The sequence below is a fragment of the Arsukibacterium perlucidum DSM 18276 genome (assembly GCF_000382165.1).
GTDB classification, from domain to species: Bacteria; Pseudomonadota; Gammaproteobacteria; order Enterobacterales; family Alteromonadaceae; genus Alishewanella; species Alishewanella perlucidum.
Genome location: NZ_KB907704.1, coordinates 1 through 14517 on the forward strand (window position 1 = coordinate 1; position 14517 = coordinate 14517).

The window sequence follows — 14517 nt, forward strand, 5'->3', positions numbered from 1 at the left end:
AACAGAGCCATTCCCAATACGGCCCATACCATTTGCTCCATAGGCAGCCGACGGGTCCGGATGGTTGATACGCCTGCAATACCAAGTCCTGTCTCAATAAGTGCAGGGTCTAGAACATCCGACAGACTGTCGAAACTAATGGTATGGCTGTTTACTAAAACGGTCTCAAGAGCTTGGCTAATGTGCATAAAAAAGGCCTACAGGGTTTATTCTGTAAGCCTTTATATACCAGCCCTTGGATCGGTCAACCGATCTGAAAAACTCTTATCTGATCGGCATTACGCAACTGCGGCCTTTGTTTTTTGTGCGTCTAATGTTATTTAGAGCAAAGCTAGGACGATTAAAAACGCTATTTTGCGAAGTCCGCGTTAGACCAGGGTGCAAATATGCGCCCCTACATGGGGTTTGGATTTTCACCGGAGTTTGGTTGTATAACGCACTTGGGTAGGGGCGCATACTTGCGCCCATATCGCGAATTATTAAAGGCAAAACATTGTTTCTGCTCGCCTTGCAATCTGTCGTGCTATCTACTTACTGACTTTTGGCAGAAAAGGCGGTTTCGGTATCTGCAGCCCGCAAAAACTTAAGCCAGTATTTTAACCTTAAGGGTCAGATCCAGTTGTTACTGGAGCTAACCACTGCCAGCAGCAATGAGCAAGTGCATTCAGTAGTGGCTTTTAGCCTGCGTGCCGAGTTTAAAACCAGAATGTCGGCAAATGTGATTTTTATTGAGCTGATTGGCGACTACCTGCAGCAATTTACCCAGGCTTGTTTTAGCGATGAGCAACTACGCCAGTTTGCTGCACGGTTAAATATGGCGGCGGATAGCAGAAAAGTACTGGGTAAGCTGCATATGCAGCAGTTTGATGCTTAATCGTTATCTACCGACTGAAGGTAGTTACGCCATTCCTGTGGCCGAACTGGATGTTATGCGCAGTTTTGATGCGCAAGAAGTTTGCGCTATACTTCTGTGCAATGTAAATCGAGTTAACCTGGTTGGAGCTTACCATGAGCCAGAATACCAAAGCGGCTTGTAACACCTCAGTTGATGCCAGTTTACTGGCTGAGGCTAAAGCGCTGAAGATCAGCCCCTCTGTTGTCCTGGAACAGGCATTGCGTAATGCAGTGAGTCAGGCGAAAGCTGATTTATGGCGGGCACAGAATGCCGATGCCATCGCAACTTATAACCAACAAATTGCAGAGCATGGCACCTTTGCTGAGCGTTTGGGGCAGATTTAGTGCTGCAGCAATTTGGCGTTGCCCGTATCGATCAGCAGCTGGTGGTAGTGCTTACTAACACCCTATTTCATGAGATTGATGCGTTGTTGGTTGCAGTAATTAAGCCGCAAAATAAACAGGCTTTGCTGACCGCTTTTCACCTTCCGGTGCGGATTAACGAGCAAGCTCACTTTATCGATTTGCTTGATATAGCAACGGGTTCCAAGAAGCGTTTAAAAACTACTGATGTAACTTTGCAGCAGTATCGGCAACAAATTAAAGCTGGCCTGGATCTACTGATTGACGGTTTCTGATAATTACCAGGTTTGCTGTGCAAACGCAGTAAATCTGCTGCCGGGCTAAAAACCACCGAAGTTACTCATACTGCCAGCATTCAAAAACCAGCTGCCCTGACGGATAGGGCTCTGCTTTGTTGCCATAATGCAACAGCTCCAGCCTGGCGTGATGTTTACCGTGGCCGGGGTTGAAATAAGACGCGCTAAAAGCTCGGACCGGTGGTGCTGGGGCTGGCTGTTTTATTTCAAGGTAAAAATCTAATATATAAGGCTCATCGGTAATGTCAGTGCGGTGAACACCAACAATAAAAGTATGGCCATGCACATCAAATAATGGCTTGGCAGTAGCATCATCAGCAGTTAGCGAAATGGCCTTATCCCGAAGGTCGTCCAGGCTAAAACCTGGATAATCTAGCGGGATAAGGTGGCAACTGAGATTCAGCTTAGTCTGGTTGGCATGTGTGGTGGTGGTTAACAGCATCGTTAAAGATACTGTGGCAATGCCAATGCCGTATGAAACGGCTTTTGGTTTGTTAATAGTCATTTGTAATGGCTTTAATTATACCTGCTAACCAGATACAGGTTTATTGGTATTAAACTGTGGCAATAACCGACATTTTTGTCGGTCGGGAGACTCCGCACAGTCGGCGCGCGCCAGTTCAATGCAGTGCTCTGGGGTACTGGTATAAACCATTACCTTATCGTGTAACCACTGGCGTGATTGCAGCTCACATTCGCTGTATCCCTGCCCTTGCAGGTAACTGGCCGAAGGGAAGTGAATAAGTTGCGGCAAAATTACCGCCAGGCCCAGCCCGATAAAAAACACCAGACTCGCCCGCCTATTTTGCCTTGCAGTTACAGTTTTGCCCTGCAATTTTCGCCCGCCAAAATACAACAACATGCTGCCAATTAATGCTGCGCCGAAACAGTAAAAAGCGCCTTTGTTTATAGTTACTGCTGCGGCATCATTAAGCAGACCACTTATTAATACCAGAAGGTAGTAACCAAAGTAGCCAAAGCCAAAGGTAGTTAGCAGCGCAAACACCCCCAAACCCATGGCAAGTTGCCATGGCGCCAGTTCGTTCTCATCTTTTTGCATTAATACAACCTTGGCGATAAAAAGCGATCTAATTGATGTTTAGCGGCATCAATAATAATTCTTCGTGCAGAATCAACAATGTAGTCAAGCACTGGTTTTGCTGCACGTGAAGCAGTTTGTGATGCTCTGTTCTGTAAATCTCGGCGCAACTGTTGAGCGTAATTCTGTGATCTTTCAGAAAGCTCTTCTAATCCTCTGACAACTTTATCCGATATACCAAAATGTTCATCTAAATAGTTAAGGGCTGGAGTTAATGCTAAACCTACCAGCACCACAGCAGCTATAGGGCCAACCGCAATACCTATGGCGGCACCCACAGCAATTGCGCCCCATGCTACACCGGCGGTAATCGCTACTTTTACAACATCAACGGCTAAGTAGCCAATCAGCTGAGTTAATGTAGCCTCATCGCGCAAAAAGAAATCGGCGATTCGGTAAGCCCCAACCAAAACAACGGTAAGAATTCCACCTGATCTGACAGCAGCTTGTGCTGCATGTTTACCTAAACCCAGGGCCATTACCTGAGTATTATTTGCCAGATATCGAGTGCCGGTAAGTATTCTACGTAATCCAGCATGACCTTTGAGAATGATATAAGACTTGCCATTATATGATTTTACATATGCCTGCCCCAAGCCACCCAGAGCATAACCCAGCTGCGCCAGTTTAGTCATATCTCCACCTAAGGCGAGGTAGTTAGCGCCGAACTCTATACTACCTTTTACTTGCTCCCAGAGGGATTTTGGCTCAGCGTTACCTCGAGCTGCCTGACTATTTACAATTTCATCCATCATTTCAGGTGAAATAACACAGACCTCGTGTTGGTTTTCTTGAATCACCCGTTGCATACAGTGTTTTTGTTGATCTGTCAGCATAAAGATTCCTTATGATAGCCATAAATTATCTAAAGGATTCTAAACGCCACATCCTTATCGTTCAAATTAAATTTACATTTAACTTTTTATGTTAATTATTTTGTATCCGAGGGGTGAGGTGCGCGTTTTTTTAGCGCACTCAATGCTCAATAAAATTTTGGGTGGTCATCATCTGCCAACCGGCGGCTATCTAAACCGCACCTGCTGCAAATGTGGGTTTGGCACTGTTACCTGCAGCAGCGCAATATCGTCCAGCACTACCCACTGCTCTGCACCTGCCTGTTCCAGCACCAGACATTCCTGGCGCGCGCTGTTATAGCGGGAGTCCAGCGCGGTACCATAAAGTTCTTCGCCCGAGACCAGTGTCAGACAGAGCGGGTAGCGGTAAAGGCAGACAATCTCAATATAATCATGCAAATCACAATGAAGCATCGTTACTCCAGCGGGTTGTTTAGTTGTTGATTGTTAACGCTGCCTTTTTATATTTGCGTGGCTTGAATCGCCGCCATAACAACACTATGCCGCTCAGGGTAAAGAGCAGGGCACTGCCTGAAAATATGATAAGCAATGGGTTATTAAAGTTACTGCGGTCCTGATAATCCATAATATGCAGCATCCAGAAAAAGTCGAACCAGCGCCAGTTATCTGTGCGTACCCGCAGCACAGCGCCGGTGGCCGGGTCGAGATAAAAGCGGCTGTTATCGCTATCGGCAAACTGTATCTGCCATAGAGGCGCGGGCAGGTGCCTTACTTCCTGTGGCAGTTGCTGCAGCAGTTGGGCCGCTTGTAGCTCGCCGTCGCCCTGATACTGCGCTAAGGCCAGCAAGCGGATGTCTTGTTCAGCCAGTTCTGCCACAAGTTCTCCATTAAGGGCGCTGTAGCGATACACCCCTGCGGTATCATTAACCAGATAAACCGGCGTTGCAGTTAGCTGGTCATTCTGCCAGCTCAGCCGTTGGCTCAGGCTAAGGCTGGCTTGTGGGGTATGTTGATGTAACACCTGTTGTGGGCTTATGGTAGCTTGCTGCCAGTTAGTGCTGACAACCTGGCGTAAATGATCCCCCCGCACCTGCTCTATTGGCAGAATGGCCATTACCAGGCCACTTACAAACCATAGGGTGATCTGGACAACCAGAATAAGGCCAAGCCAGTTATGCAGGCTGCGAATAAATTTAAACATTTTTTATTATTCTGAATTAGCTGATAATTTATCAAAACAGATAACTACCTTAACTGTAAAGCAGTATATTAGAAACGTTAGGGGTCAGATCCAATTGTAACAATTCCAACTTAAGCTACGTTTTCATATTGAACTGGAACACAACATCGAATAGAACCTTTCGTGTATTTGGGTTGTTAGCAAACAAACTGACAAGCCAGCAAACGTCAACACGCCCTGATTACCAATGATATAATTTAGTTACAGTAAACCCCGACCCGGGAAAACAGCTATTGCTGCATGATGATTCCCTTGCTAGCATCAGTTAACAATTATTATGAGACACTTTATGCGCTGGATGCGATTTTTTTTACCGCTGCTGTTATTGATTGCTGTTCCGGCACCTGGCCTGCAACAGTATTCAGAGGGGGCCTGCATTTTGCTGGACCAACAGGTACAGCGTTTTAGTCACATCCCGCAAAGCAGCAATTATCGCAATGCAAAAAGCGAATATGATAGAAAATGCCTGAAACCGACCAGAACTGTTCAGCCAGTAACAGAAGCACGGCGTGATACTCCGCCCGTTAAACCAGCGCCCCGCCAACCTGAAGCTGTAGTGGTCAAGCCTGTAGTCCCTGAAGTGAAACAGCCTGAAGCGGCAGTAACAGAGACTGCCGTGCCTGAAACTACAGTGGTCGACCCCAGCCAGGTAGCAGAAGCATTAGCTACTCCGGCAGCAGTAGCAGAGGAACTGCTGCAGGCTGAACCTGCAAAGGACAAGCCGGCTGAAGAGGCAACGCCGGTAGTTGCTGAGAGCGATTTACCGGTAACGATGCTACCTGTTCCCATTGTTGTTCCGGCAGATGAAGCCGCCCTGTCAGGTGACTGGTGGCAGTTTGATAATCTGCTGGCCCGGATACTAAACAACCTGCCGCTGATTATCGCCAATATCTTTGCCTTTTTACTGACAGTGTTTCTGCTGACCAACTGGCTTGGTCTGAACCTGCCAGGTTTTAAAGGAGTGTTTGCTGAGTACAAATTAAACCGGCTGCTACGCTGGCGCCTGGCCCGTGGCTATCGCCATTTCCGTAAACTAAAATTGCTGACCGCGAAAGAAGAGCTGGTGATCGTCGATCACCTGGTATTAAGCCCTTTTGGGATTTTTGTGATTATGGTGAAGGGTTATCGTGGCAGTATTTTCGGCAATGTGGCAGAAGCTAACTGGATGCGGCATTACTTTGGCAGCAAAAAGCAATTTATGAACCCGCTGCATCAGAACTTTAAACATGTTGAGGCGATAAAACACCACCTGCAGCTGCAGGGTACAGATTTAGCGCAGCATGTGCATTCAGTGGTGGCGTTCAGCCGGGTAGCCCAGTTTAAAACTGACATGCCGGCAAATGTAACCTATGTTGATACTGCGCCAGCGTACCTGAAAAAATTTGAAGAACCCTGTTTTGATGATGATCAACTAAACCGTTTTGCTGCCTTATTACGCCAGGCCAGTACTGCTAATTAAGGCTTGTTGGCGGTATGTTCAAGCAAGGTAAGATACAAGCGTAAATCCAGCTCCAGCTGATGATAGGCTGGCTCCATATGCAGGCAGAGTTTATAAAAAGCTTTGTTATGGTCTTTTTCCCGCAAGTGTGCCAGTTCATGTACCACTACCATTTGTAATAACGGTAGTGGTAATTGCCTTAATAAAGCGGCCACTCTTATCTCATTTTTACTTTTCAGTTTACCGCCCTGCACCCGGCTGATTTGAGTATGGGTACCCAGGGCATTATTGATAACATGAATTTTCGGGTCAAACACCACCTTGCTTAGCGGCTCACTGCTTTTCAGCCACTGCCGTTTTAACGCCATAGTTAACTCATACAGGGCTTTATCAGTTTGCACCGGATGGCTTTGCTCGGGGTAGCGTTGTTGTAAGGCAGGCTCTAATTTGCCGTCGGCCAGCAGCTGGCGCACCTGCTGCTGCAGGCTAGCAGAGTAATTACGAAGGTAGACCAGGTCTTGCATTGATACCGCTCAGTGATTACCAGGTTTCGGGCGATGCATAATAGCTGATCTTACTGCCAGACAGAACAGCAGCTTACGCTGACATCCCCTCACTCTGGCAACCGCTGAAAGGTTGCTTTGGTATTGGATGCCATAAAATAACTTTGCCATTGCTCTAATGGTAATTGGTACTGCACGGTTTGGTCTTTATAACCCACGGTAGTGGTACCGTCTGGTTGCCATGATAAATGGATTAAAGCCGTTTCGCCGGGCGTAATGTCACTGGCCAGCGCTTTACGAAAGGGTTTATAACCCGGCATGATATATTCAATCAGCAGCAGTGCTTTCTCCGCGGTTTTTGGCTGCAACAATGATACCCGCAGGTAATCGTTATCCGGGTCGCCAATTTGGACATGAGCATAAGCGGTTACATTTTTATCCTCTAAAGCCAGTGGGGTAAGCGACATATTAAAACTGACACTGGCCGGCGCCTTTTCCAGCGGTAACGGATAAAGCCCGAATTTACCGGGCGGTACATGCAGCGCCAGCAAACCAGGCTTCACTTTGCCGGCATTTTCAGCCAGCTTACCGGGGGCTGGCGACATACTGTGGTCGGGCTTGTTACTCACCCGGTAGAACTGTTTCACCCCACCATCTTCGGTTTGCACCGTTACCTGGCTATCGTTCTGCTCAAGTACTTTATTACAGATATTCTGATCGTCAGGGGTGTAAGGTAACTCGGTAACGATATCAAAAGTTTTATAGGTCAGATTCTGGCACAACTGGTCGCCATGCCGGCGCCAGTGGCCGGTAGCGATGTAAAACGAATCGTTAACAACGCCATAGCTATAAACTTCGCCGTTTTCAAAGTACGACACATAGCCATCACAGGTTGAACCTGCATCTGCAGATTGACACCACTTGCCCGGCCGGGCGTTGCTGAACGGGGAAAACAGCACAGCTGCTATTGATAACAACAGGGTACAGTAGAGGGTATACTTCATTATTACCTCATCTATTTTACGTCTACTACGCACCCACAATAGGCAGCCGCTGTACAAAGATCAACCTAAAGCGGGTTTTAATTTGAGCTATTTTCAACCACTCTTTTAAGTCGTTGTTGCAGCGGCTATTGTTGTTTTTTGCCTGAAATGTTGACTTAAAACCTGCGAAGGTTGGCAAAGTGCTGCGTAGCTGAGACAATCTGGCTTTGCATAGCCAATGAGAGCATTATGGAAGGCACTCCTAAACAACCCTCTAATTTATCTTTGTTATTACAAAGTTTGCTGGATGAGGCGCGGCAATTACCTGACGCTGGCAAGGTGGCTGATTACATTCCGGCACTGGCGGCGGTAGCGCCCGATCAGATTGGCCTTGCTGTCGCGACCATTGATGGCCAGGTGCACAGCGCAGGTGATGCTGATACCCGCTTTTCCATTCAAAGCGTGTCGAAAATATTTGGTTTGGTGCAGGCGATGAACCGCAAAGGTGATGCGCTATGGCAGCGGGTACATATGGAGCCCTCGGGCCAGCCTTTTAACTCTATTGTCCAGTTGGAATGGGAGCACGGCATTCCGCGCAACCCCTTTATTAATGCCGGCGCGCTGGTGGTAGCTGATATGCTGGTCAGTCATTATTCGGCCAGCAAGGCAGCAGCCCTTACATTTATCCGCCGTCTGGCAATGACTGAACAAATCTGGGTAGATAACGCGGTATACCATTCGGAAAAAGAGCACGGTAACCGCAATGCAGCGCTGGCTTACCTGATGAAAAGTTTTGGCAATATTGAAGCCGAAGTACCCGATGTACTGGACCACTACTTTTATCAGTGCTCTATTGAAATGAGCTGTAAACAGCTGGCTCTCAGTTTATTGTTTTTAGCCAACCGCGGTGTGCATCCGGTAACTGAGCAGAGCATTTGCAGCAGACGCGATGCGCACCGGGTTAACGCTATCCTGTCGACCAGTGGCATGTATGATCAATCAGGCGAGTTTGCCTTTACTGTGGGGTTGCCTGCTAAAAGCGGGGTAGGTGGTGGCATTGCAGCAATAGTGCCTAATTACGGCGTTATTACTGCCTGGAGCCCGAAATTAAATGATTTTGGTAACTCCTGCCGTGGTATGCATATGATTACCCAGCTGGCAGGGCAGCTGGGGTTATCGGTTTACTAGCGTTTTGGCAGATGAATCCCGGCAATCATGCAGCGCAATGAACCCCCGGCTGATTCAATAGTACTGACGTCTATCGGCAACAGCTCAGCGCTCTGGCGGATAATCGCAATTTGCGCCGGGGTTAATGCCTGAAATGCGGTGCTGGATAATGCCAGCACCTTACCCTTGCTGCCTTGCAGCTCAATGGCATTACCACAAAACCGGCTAATTTGCTGATTACTCAGTGCTATTACCGTTTTATGCTGGCGGGCAAAGCTGTCCAGTAGCCACGGCCGCTGTGCTGCCGGAACCATATCCAGGCCAATCAGCACAAAGTGTTCTGCCAGACACATTAATACATTAGTGTGGTACACCGGCTGGCCATTGGCATCCATCGCTTCAAACAATACCGGCTGATAGCCAAGTTCCTGGCATAAAGCATTAAACAGGTTTTTATCGGTGCGGTTCGATGCCACTGCATAGGCAATAGCCGCCTGCTGATCCAATACCATCGAGCCAGTGCCTTCCAGAAACTGGCCCTGCTCAGCCAACGGCGATAAATCACGATATGCCGTTACCTGATAGTGCTGTTGTACAAAATCGATAATATCCCGGCGTACTTCCAGCCGGCGGTTAGGTACATACATCGGATAGCTGATTAGCTGGCCACTGGTATGGGTACTGAACCAGTTATTGGGAAACACTGAGTCAGGCGTGCTGTTGCCTTCATCTTCAAATAAATGAACAGTAATGCCGGCAGCGGTAAGCTGCTCAGCGGCATGCGTTACTTCAAGGTAGGCTTGCTGGCTGATCTGCTTGCTGCAAGCCACTACCTGAAAGGCATTGTCTGACATAGTTTGTGGGTTAGACACAAACTGATGCGGCCGGATCATAATAATATCGTGCGGGGTATTCAGGTTTGCTTTCATCGGCTTTTCTTAGCTTAAGGTTGTTCTTGTAGTCCAGAGGGATATCGATTTTTTAATCCGTGCAGCACTTTTGGCAAAGTGGCCACTGGCTGCGGCGCACACTATAGCCGGGGCGCCCCTGACTGTATAGTGCACCGTGACCGTTTGCCGGAACTATGATAAAACAACAGCCTTATCGCAAAATTTACCCGGGATACTTATGTTCAAGCGTGGAATGGTTACCTTCGTTACTGGCTTAACTTTACTGCTGGCCGGACTGCTGGCTGGTTGCAGCCCGGCAGCGCAAAATGACAACAGCTATACTCAGGCTGTCGCGAAGGGCACCAGCCTGCAACAGGCCAAAGCGCAGGGCATGGCTGAACTCACTGTGCTTTATGTTGCAGCTGAGGGTTTTGCGTACACTGATAGCCAGAACCAGCTGACCGGCGTTACGGTGGAAATAATGCGCGACTTTGCCGGCTGGCTTAACAGCACCCGGCAACTGGCTGTTACCCTGAACTTTGAGGCTGAAACCGACTGGACCCGTTTTTATCAGCGGGTTGTCGCGGCAGACGGCGGCGTGTTTGGCCTGGGTAATGTCACTATTACTGAAGCCCGAACGCAGGAGCTGCAGTTCTCCCCTCCCTATTTAAATAATGTTGCGGTGCTAATCAGCCACGCCGATGTGGCAGAGCTGGCCAGTCTGGCGCAACTGGCCAGCACATTTGGCGGGATCCAGCCATTGGCGTTTAGCGGCACCCTGCACGAAGTCCGGGTAACCGCGTTGCGGGACCGGTATCAGCCGCAGGCGGAACTTGGCCGGGTAGGGTCTAATCAACAATTACTGGAACTGGTGGCATCGGGTGCCTGGTACAGCTATGTTGATGTCTATAATTTCTGGCGCGCCCGGCAACAAGGTATGCCGTTACGACATCACCCTGTGGCCAATGATAGCGCTGAAACTTTTGGGATTATTATGCCGCACAGCAACGACTGGGCAGAGCTGCTGACTGAATTTTTCAACGCCGGCCCGGGCTATCGCAATAGCGGGCGCTACCAGCAGATTTTACAACAGCACCTTGGTCCGGAGTTAGCTACGATGTTAGAGCAAGCGCGATTGGCACAGCAGTAACGGCTTATATTGTTTGTGGCTCCAGCGAGCTATACTGGCGGATCTGATTGCGGCCATTGTGCTTGGCCTGATAAAGCGCCTGATCGGCCCGCGTGAGCAGCTGCTGCCAGTTTACGGTGGGGTTACTGCTCGCTAAACCGGCACTGATAGTCAGGTTAAGCTGGGGATAATTAGCCAGCACTGTACCTTCAATTGCTTTACGGATACGGCTGGCAATTTGATTAGCCACATTGCTATCGGTGTCGGGCAAACATACTACAAACTCCTCTCCGCCATAGCGGAACAGCAAATCGTAGCTGCGTAACTGGGCGCTGGTTACAGCGGCAATATGGCGCAGTGCGGCGTCTCCTGCCAGATGGCCGTATTGATCATTTACCTGTTTAAAGTGGTCTATATCAAATATCACCAGGCTGCAATAACTGCCCTGGCGTTGGCAGCGGTCCAGTTCAGTTGTAATTTTTTGTTCCATTGAGCTGCGGTTCAGCACACCGGTTAACGGATCGCGTTCTGAACTTGATTGCAAAGCCAGCTGTTGTCGCCGGTAAACCAATAAAATGCCGCTGCCGAAGACTAAAATCGCAAAGGTGGTCAGGCCGAAAAAGCCGAGGCTGTGCAGCAGGGTACTGCCGCTAATCAGCGATAACTCTGTTTGCTCAGACAATACCAGCATAAATCGCAGACTCAACTGCATGATATTAAAAATAAATGCCAGTTTAAATGCCAGGTAAACGCTGCTCAGGGCAGGATCGCGTTGGCCGAATAACAACCGCAGGCTCAGCACATTAATCCAGATCATCACCGGGAAGTTTAATAACAAGCGGTTAACTGTTGCCTGCTGGGCGAAGTCAGTGAAATGCAGGCAAAACATTACCAGCGCAGCAGCAAAGAACCAATATAACCTGACATGGTGCTGAAAATACCGATATAGCCCGGCCAGGAGTGCCAGATGAATACCCAGTGTAAGATTGTTACTTAATGCCGGCGCTAGCCAGTATGGTAATGGCTGGCCAAGATGAAACAGGGTGGCTAAGGTGGAACTGACAAACATACAGCAGGCTGCAACCGTCCAGTACAACAGATACTGTTGCCTGGTATCTGCCAGAAATAACAGCAGTAACAAGGCAGAGGCAGTACCAGCGATAAACTGGTTAACGATGGTTAAAGTAAGTAGATCCATTTACTTATGTTCCGGTTGTAGGTTCAGCCGGACAGTAGCACATTTGTTTCTAAAAACGAACATAAAAAATGACTAATAAAGAAACATGTTGATCTGAAATAAGAAAACGTAAACAAAGAGTACTGAGCCTGTTGGCAGGATAATACTGTGCTGTTGAGCGCCGTGCAGTTGAGTTGGCTTAGCGCTTATATTGGCTGGGACAATACGCCCGGCTGATATCCGGGCTGCGCAACTTGAGATGTTTGGTATTGCGGCCGCTGACCCTGGCCCGCCATAACCGGAACGAGCCGGGTTTCAGCTCGCGGCGCATCAGGCTAATCACCGCAGCTTCGTTCAGGCCATACAGCTGCTCAATTGCCTCAAATGGCGTGCGATCTTCCCAGGCCATCTCAATAATGCGCGATAAATCTGCCGCGCTGAAGTGGTGGCTCATGGCGTTGTTTCCTGTTCACTTTGGATAAATTTATCGCCCAGTAAGCCTGCGCCTAAATGGCCAACTTTAACGTAAATTAAAGCCCCTTCAGCTTGCGTAAAAGGAGTATGTTGGCTGTAGCGCGGGCTGCGTATCCAGCTACCAGCAGGATATTGGCCATATTCGTCGCAGAACAAGCCTTCAAGTACCAGAATTTCCTCACCGCCGACATGAATGTGCCGGTTAAATTGGGTATCCGGTGCCCAGCGTACCAATGCCGTACTTACACCATCGTGTTCATGTAGTGGCAGTACCGACAAGCCTGGCACCAGCCCGGGGCGCCATTGTTGCTGATCGGTATTGATTGCCAGCTGTTGAGTGTCAGTTGCCGCAAATTGCCAGAGCTTAACCAGTAAGGTACAACCGTTTTCCGAGAAAGGCTGATGCGAGCTACCGGGCGGATTACGCAAATAACTACCTGCCGGGTAATCGCCATGTTCATCGCTGAATACACCGTCCAGCACCAGAATTTCCTCACCGCCATCGTGAGTGTGGCTGCTATAGCCACTGCCTGCGTCGTAGCGGACAATACTGGTAGCCCGGGCCACTTCAGCGCCGGCGCGGTCCAGCATCATTCGGCTGACACCTGCCAGCGGTGAAGCAACAAATTTGTAGTCAGCGGGCAGGATTACTGCCCGTTGACTGAAATTACTGTTTAATTGCATTGCCGGTTATGCCTTAACCAAAGTGGCAAAAACACAATTTATTACCATCATCATCTTTCACGTAAGCGCCATAAAAAGTATTTTCGATACGCTGGCCCGGTGCGCCATCACAGCTGGCGCCAAGCGCAATGGCTTTGTGGTAGAGCGCATCAACTTTTTCTTTAGAGCCAGGCTGAAAAGACACCATATTACCATTGCCCGGGTTGGCTGGCTGACCGTTAAACGGTTCACACACTGCCAGCATTGGCTGCGCCAGATTTTTACCGAAAAAGGCAATGCGTCCCATATCAAGCAGCGATTTGCTGCCAAGATCGCCTAACAGCTGGCTATAAAAGGCCTTGGCGGCGGTTAAATCGTTAACACCTAACGTCACATAACTGATCATGCTAATACTCCGGTTGTTTAATACTAACTCACTATGGGGGCTTAATACGCAGTAAGCAAACAACTGGAGCAGAGTAATTGGTGTTTTCTTTAGGTTGCTGCGCGGAAATCTTCGTCTTACTGTTGATATACTTTGTTACTAGCTGAATTGGTGCTATCAGATGGTGGTATAGTCGATTATCGTTACAATAAGTTTGTGTTGTTGACTAAAGGTAATTAAGGCTGATTATGCGAAGATTGTTAATCATGATGTTTTTTTTGAGCTTTGCAGCTAACGCAAGCACAGAAATACGTCTGGGGGTGCATAATTTCCCGCCGTACTTTGTGATGAAAGATAATGATAATTGCGGTGGTGAAGCGGTAGAGCTCACCCGTGAAATTTTGCAAACTGATGGAGTAGAAGTCCGCGCTATCTGCGCGACACCGGCCAGACTGTATAAAATGTTAAGCAGTGGTGAAGTAGATTTAACTATTAATATTAAACAAACTAAAGCTCTACCAGATAATATCAGCTTTGTGGAACCGCCTTATGTGACGTTATCTTTGGTTTTACTGAGCTATATCGGCCAAACTAAAATACCAACGTCGACAAAGCCAACTACTATTGCGGCGATTCGCGGTTTCGATTATCTGGGGCAACGACAGATCTTATCTGATCTTGGCTATCAGTTTATTGATATGCCGGATAGTATTGATGCGATAAAAATGTTTGTCAGGGGGCGTACCGATGCGTTACTTACTTATGAAGCACCGTTTAACTATTACCTGAAACAACAACCCTCAACAGGCATGCAGCCATACCAACGCAAGCTACTTGAAAGCATTGGTACTTTTTACGTGATATCTGATCAATCACCATACAAAACGTATATCGGTACTAAGTTAGCTGACTTTGCCGCTGCAAAACAAATAAGCCAATTCAGGCCGTAAGGTCTTTGTATAACAAGAATATCATTCTCAAAAGCCTGCATGCTGCTGAAG

The 14517-nt window shown here is 48.2% G+C and carries 20 protein-coding genes; 7 read left to right on the forward strand and 13 right to left on the reverse strand.

What is annotated here, in order from left to right; translation table 11 throughout:
• Positions 1 to 188: transposase domain-containing protein (locus H141_RS0104200; RefSeq protein WP_019674993.1), on the reverse strand; the 188-nt coding region annotated here is incomplete at its 3' end.
• A 353-nt stretch (positions 189 to 541) separates the two neighbouring features.
• Here H141_RS0104200 and H141_RS0104205 point away from each other — a divergent pair.
• From H141_RS0104205 to H141_RS0104220, 3 genes are all read left to right on the forward strand, one after another.
• Entirely contained in the window at positions 542 to 874 is a 333-nt protein-coding gene (locus H141_RS0104205) for a hypothetical protein (protein WP_019674994.1), read from the forward strand.
• A gap of 134 nt (positions 875 to 1008) precedes the next feature.
• Positions 1009 to 1239, forward strand: a complete 231-nt coding sequence (locus tag H141_RS0104215) for a type II toxin-antitoxin system CcdA family antitoxin (RefSeq protein ID WP_019674996.1) — start codon at positions 1009 to 1011, stop codon at positions 1237 to 1239.
• Complete coding sequence (locus H141_RS0104220) at positions 1239 to 1532, forward strand: CcdB family protein (RefSeq protein ID WP_019674997.1); 294 nt, start codon at positions 1239 to 1241, stop codon at positions 1530 to 1532. Before H141_RS0104215 ends, H141_RS0104220 begins: the two co-directional genes overlap by 1 nt.
• 61 nt (positions 1533 to 1593) lie before the next feature.
• Here H141_RS0104220 and H141_RS0104225 read toward each other — a convergent pair whose 3' ends face one another.
• The 5 genes from H141_RS0104225 to H141_RS0104245 all read right to left on the reverse strand — a co-directional run bounded on the left by H141_RS0104225 (position 1594) and on the right by H141_RS0104245 (position 4668).
• Entirely contained in the window at positions 1594 to 2058 is a 465-nt protein-coding gene (locus H141_RS0104225) for a hypothetical protein (protein ID WP_019674998.1), read from the reverse strand.
• Positions 2059 to 2082: 24 nt separating this feature from the next.
• The gene (locus H141_RS0104230; RefSeq protein ID WP_019674999.1) at positions 2083 to 2613 is read right to left on the reverse strand and encodes a hypothetical protein; all 531 of its coding nucleotides are present in this window, start codon (positions 2611 to 2613) and stop codon (positions 2083 to 2085) included.
• Positions 2613 to 3488, reverse strand: coding sequence for a hypothetical protein (locus H141_RS0104235; protein WP_019675000.1), 876 nt, complete (start codon positions 3486 to 3488; stop codon positions 2613 to 2615). Before H141_RS0104235 ends, H141_RS0104230 begins: the two co-directional genes overlap by 1 nt.
• A 186-nt stretch (positions 3489 to 3674) precedes the next feature.
• Positions 3675 to 3920 (reverse strand): Rho-binding antiterminator, encoded by a 246-nt coding sequence (locus tag H141_RS0104240; RefSeq protein WP_019675001.1) that lies wholly within the window; start codon positions 3918 to 3920, stop codon positions 3675 to 3677.
• Positions 3921 to 3939: 19 nt separating this feature from the next.
• The gene (locus tag H141_RS0104245; protein WP_019675002.1) at positions 3940 to 4668 is read right to left on the reverse strand and encodes a PepSY-associated TM helix domain-containing protein; all 729 of its coding nucleotides are present in this window, start codon (positions 4666 to 4668) and stop codon (positions 3940 to 3942) included.
• Positions 4669 to 4984: 316 nt separating this feature from the next.
• Here H141_RS0104245 and H141_RS20885 point away from each other — a divergent pair, with 316 nt between their 5' ends.
• Positions 4985 to 6166: a nuclease-related domain-containing protein gene (locus tag H141_RS20885; RefSeq protein WP_083923027.1), complete on the forward strand. Its 1182-nt coding sequence runs from the start codon at positions 4985 to 4987 to the stop codon at positions 6164 to 6166.
• Here the strand turns inward: H141_RS20885 and H141_RS0104255 are convergent.
• Together H141_RS0104255 and H141_RS0104260 are read right to left on the reverse strand one after the other, a co-directional pair.
• Positions 6163 to 6669, reverse strand: coding sequence for a YgjP-like metallopeptidase domain-containing protein (locus H141_RS0104255; RefSeq protein ID WP_019675004.1), 507 nt, complete (start codon positions 6667 to 6669; stop codon positions 6163 to 6165). The two genes, H141_RS20885 and H141_RS0104255, sit on opposite strands and share 4 nt — an antisense overlap.
• Before the next feature lie 89 nt (positions 6670 to 6758).
• Positions 6759 to 7652 carry a hypothetical protein gene (locus H141_RS0104260; protein ID WP_019675005.1) on the reverse strand — a complete coding sequence of 298 codons (894 nt, stop codon included), beginning with the start codon at positions 7650 to 7652 and terminating at the stop codon, positions 6759 to 6761.
• 228 nt (positions 7653 to 7880) lie between these two features.
• Between H141_RS0104260 and glsB the strand changes: the two genes are divergently transcribed.
• On the forward strand, positions 7881 to 8819 hold the full coding sequence (gene glsB, locus H141_RS0104270) for a glutaminase B (RefSeq protein ID WP_019675007.1): 939 nt from the start codon (positions 7881 to 7883) through the stop codon (positions 8817 to 8819).
• Here the strand turns inward: glsB and ctlX are convergent.
• A complete protein-coding gene (gene ctlX / locus H141_RS0104275) occupies positions 8816 to 9727 on the reverse strand; it encodes a citrulline utilization hydrolase CtlX (RefSeq protein WP_019675008.1) in 912 nt (303 codons plus the stop codon). The two genes, glsB and ctlX, sit on opposite strands and share 4 nt — an antisense overlap.
• A 199-nt stretch (positions 9728 to 9926) precedes the next feature.
• On the opposite strand from ctlX, the gene H141_RS0104280 reads away from it, so the two are divergent.
• Entirely contained in the window at positions 9927 to 10838 is a 912-nt protein-coding gene (locus H141_RS0104280) for a substrate-binding periplasmic protein (protein WP_019675009.1), read from the forward strand.
• A 4-nt stretch (positions 10839 to 10842) separates the two neighbouring features.
• On the opposite strand, the gene H141_RS0104285 is transcribed toward H141_RS0104280, so the two are convergent.
• From H141_RS0104285 to H141_RS0104300, 4 genes are all read right to left on the reverse strand, one after another.
• Positions 10843 to 12015, reverse strand: a complete 1173-nt coding sequence (locus H141_RS0104285; protein ID WP_019675010.1) for a GGDEF domain-containing protein — start codon at positions 12013 to 12015, stop codon at positions 10843 to 10845.
• Positions 12016 to 12193: 178 nt separating this feature from the next.
• Positions 12194 to 12448, reverse strand: coding sequence for a TIGR03643 family protein (locus H141_RS0104290; protein ID WP_019675011.1), 255 nt, complete (start codon positions 12446 to 12448; stop codon positions 12194 to 12196).
• Positions 12445 to 13152 carry a cupin domain-containing protein gene (locus tag H141_RS0104295; RefSeq protein WP_019675012.1) on the reverse strand — a complete coding sequence of 236 codons (708 nt, stop codon included), beginning with the start codon at positions 13150 to 13152 and terminating at the stop codon, positions 12445 to 12447. Before H141_RS0104295 ends, H141_RS0104290 begins: the two co-directional genes overlap by 4 nt.
• 13 nt (positions 13153 to 13165) lie before the next feature.
• Entirely contained in the window at positions 13166 to 13537 is a 372-nt protein-coding gene (locus H141_RS0104300) for a VOC family protein (RefSeq protein WP_019675013.1), read from the reverse strand.
• Between the two features lie 245 nt (positions 13538 to 13782).
• On the opposite strand from H141_RS0104300, the gene H141_RS0104305 reads away from it, so the two are divergent.
• Entirely contained in the window at positions 13783 to 14466 is a 684-nt protein-coding gene (locus H141_RS0104305) for a substrate-binding periplasmic protein (RefSeq protein ID WP_019675014.1), read from the forward strand.
• Positions 14467 to 14517: the final 51 nt, after the last annotated feature.

Coding starts and splice junctions, on each gene's coding strand:
- H141_RS0104230 (WP_019674999.1), bottom strand. CDS start 2,613: ATGCAAAAAGATGAGAACGAACTGGCGCCATGGCAACTTGCCATGGGT.
- H141_RS0104300 (WP_019675013.1), bottom strand. CDS start 13,537: ATGATCAGTTATGTGACGTTAGGTGTTAACGATTTAACCGCCGCCAAG.
- H141_RS0104305 (WP_019675014.1), top strand. CDS start 13,783: ATGATGTTTTTTTTGAGCTTTGCAGCTAACGCAAGCACAGAAATACGT.
- glsB (WP_019675007.1), top strand. CDS start 7,881: ATGGAAGGCACTCCTAAACAACCCTCTAATTTATCTTTGTTATTACAA.
- H141_RS0104240 (WP_019675001.1), bottom strand. CDS start 3,920: ATGCTTCATTGTGATTTGCATGATTATATTGAGATTGTCTGCCTTTAC.
- H141_RS0104285 (WP_019675010.1), bottom strand. CDS start 12,015: ATGGATCTACTTACTTTAACCATCGTTAACCAGTTTATCGCTGGTACT.
- H141_RS0104215 (WP_019674996.1), top strand. CDS start 1,009: ATGAGCCAGAATACCAAAGCGGCTTGTAACACCTCAGTTGATGCCAGT.
- H141_RS0104280 (WP_019675009.1), top strand. CDS start 9,927: ATGTTCAAGCGTGGAATGGTTACCTTCGTTACTGGCTTAACTTTACTG.
- H141_RS0104235 (WP_019675000.1), bottom strand. CDS start 3,488: ATGCTGACAGATCAACAAAAACACTGTATGCAACGGGTGATTCAAGAA.
- H141_RS0104255 (WP_019675004.1), bottom strand. CDS start 6,669: ATGCAAGACCTGGTCTACCTTCGTAATTACTCTGCTAGCCTGCAGCAG.
- H141_RS0104295 (WP_019675012.1), bottom strand. CDS start 13,152: ATGCAATTAAACAGTAATTTCAGTCAACGGGCAGTAATCCTGCCCGCT.
- H141_RS0104290 (WP_019675011.1), bottom strand. CDS start 12,448: ATGAGCCACCACTTCAGCGCGGCAGATTTATCGCGCATTATTGAGATG.
- H141_RS0104260 (WP_019675005.1), bottom strand. CDS start 7,652: ATGAAGTATACCCTCTACTGTACCCTGTTGTTATCAATAGCAGCTGTG.
- ctlX (WP_019675008.1), bottom strand. CDS start 9,727: ATGAAAGCAAACCTGAATACCCCGCACGATATTATTATGATCCGGCCG.
- H141_RS0104225 (WP_019674998.1), bottom strand. CDS start 2,058: ATGACTATTAACAAACCAAAAGCCGTTTCATACGGCATTGGCATTGCC.
- H141_RS0104245 (WP_019675002.1), bottom strand. CDS start 4,668: ATGTTTAAATTTATTCGCAGCCTGCATAACTGGCTTGGCCTTATTCTG.
- H141_RS20885 (WP_083923027.1), top strand. CDS start 4,985: ATGAGACACTTTATGCGCTGGATGCGATTTTTTTTACCGCTGCTGTTA.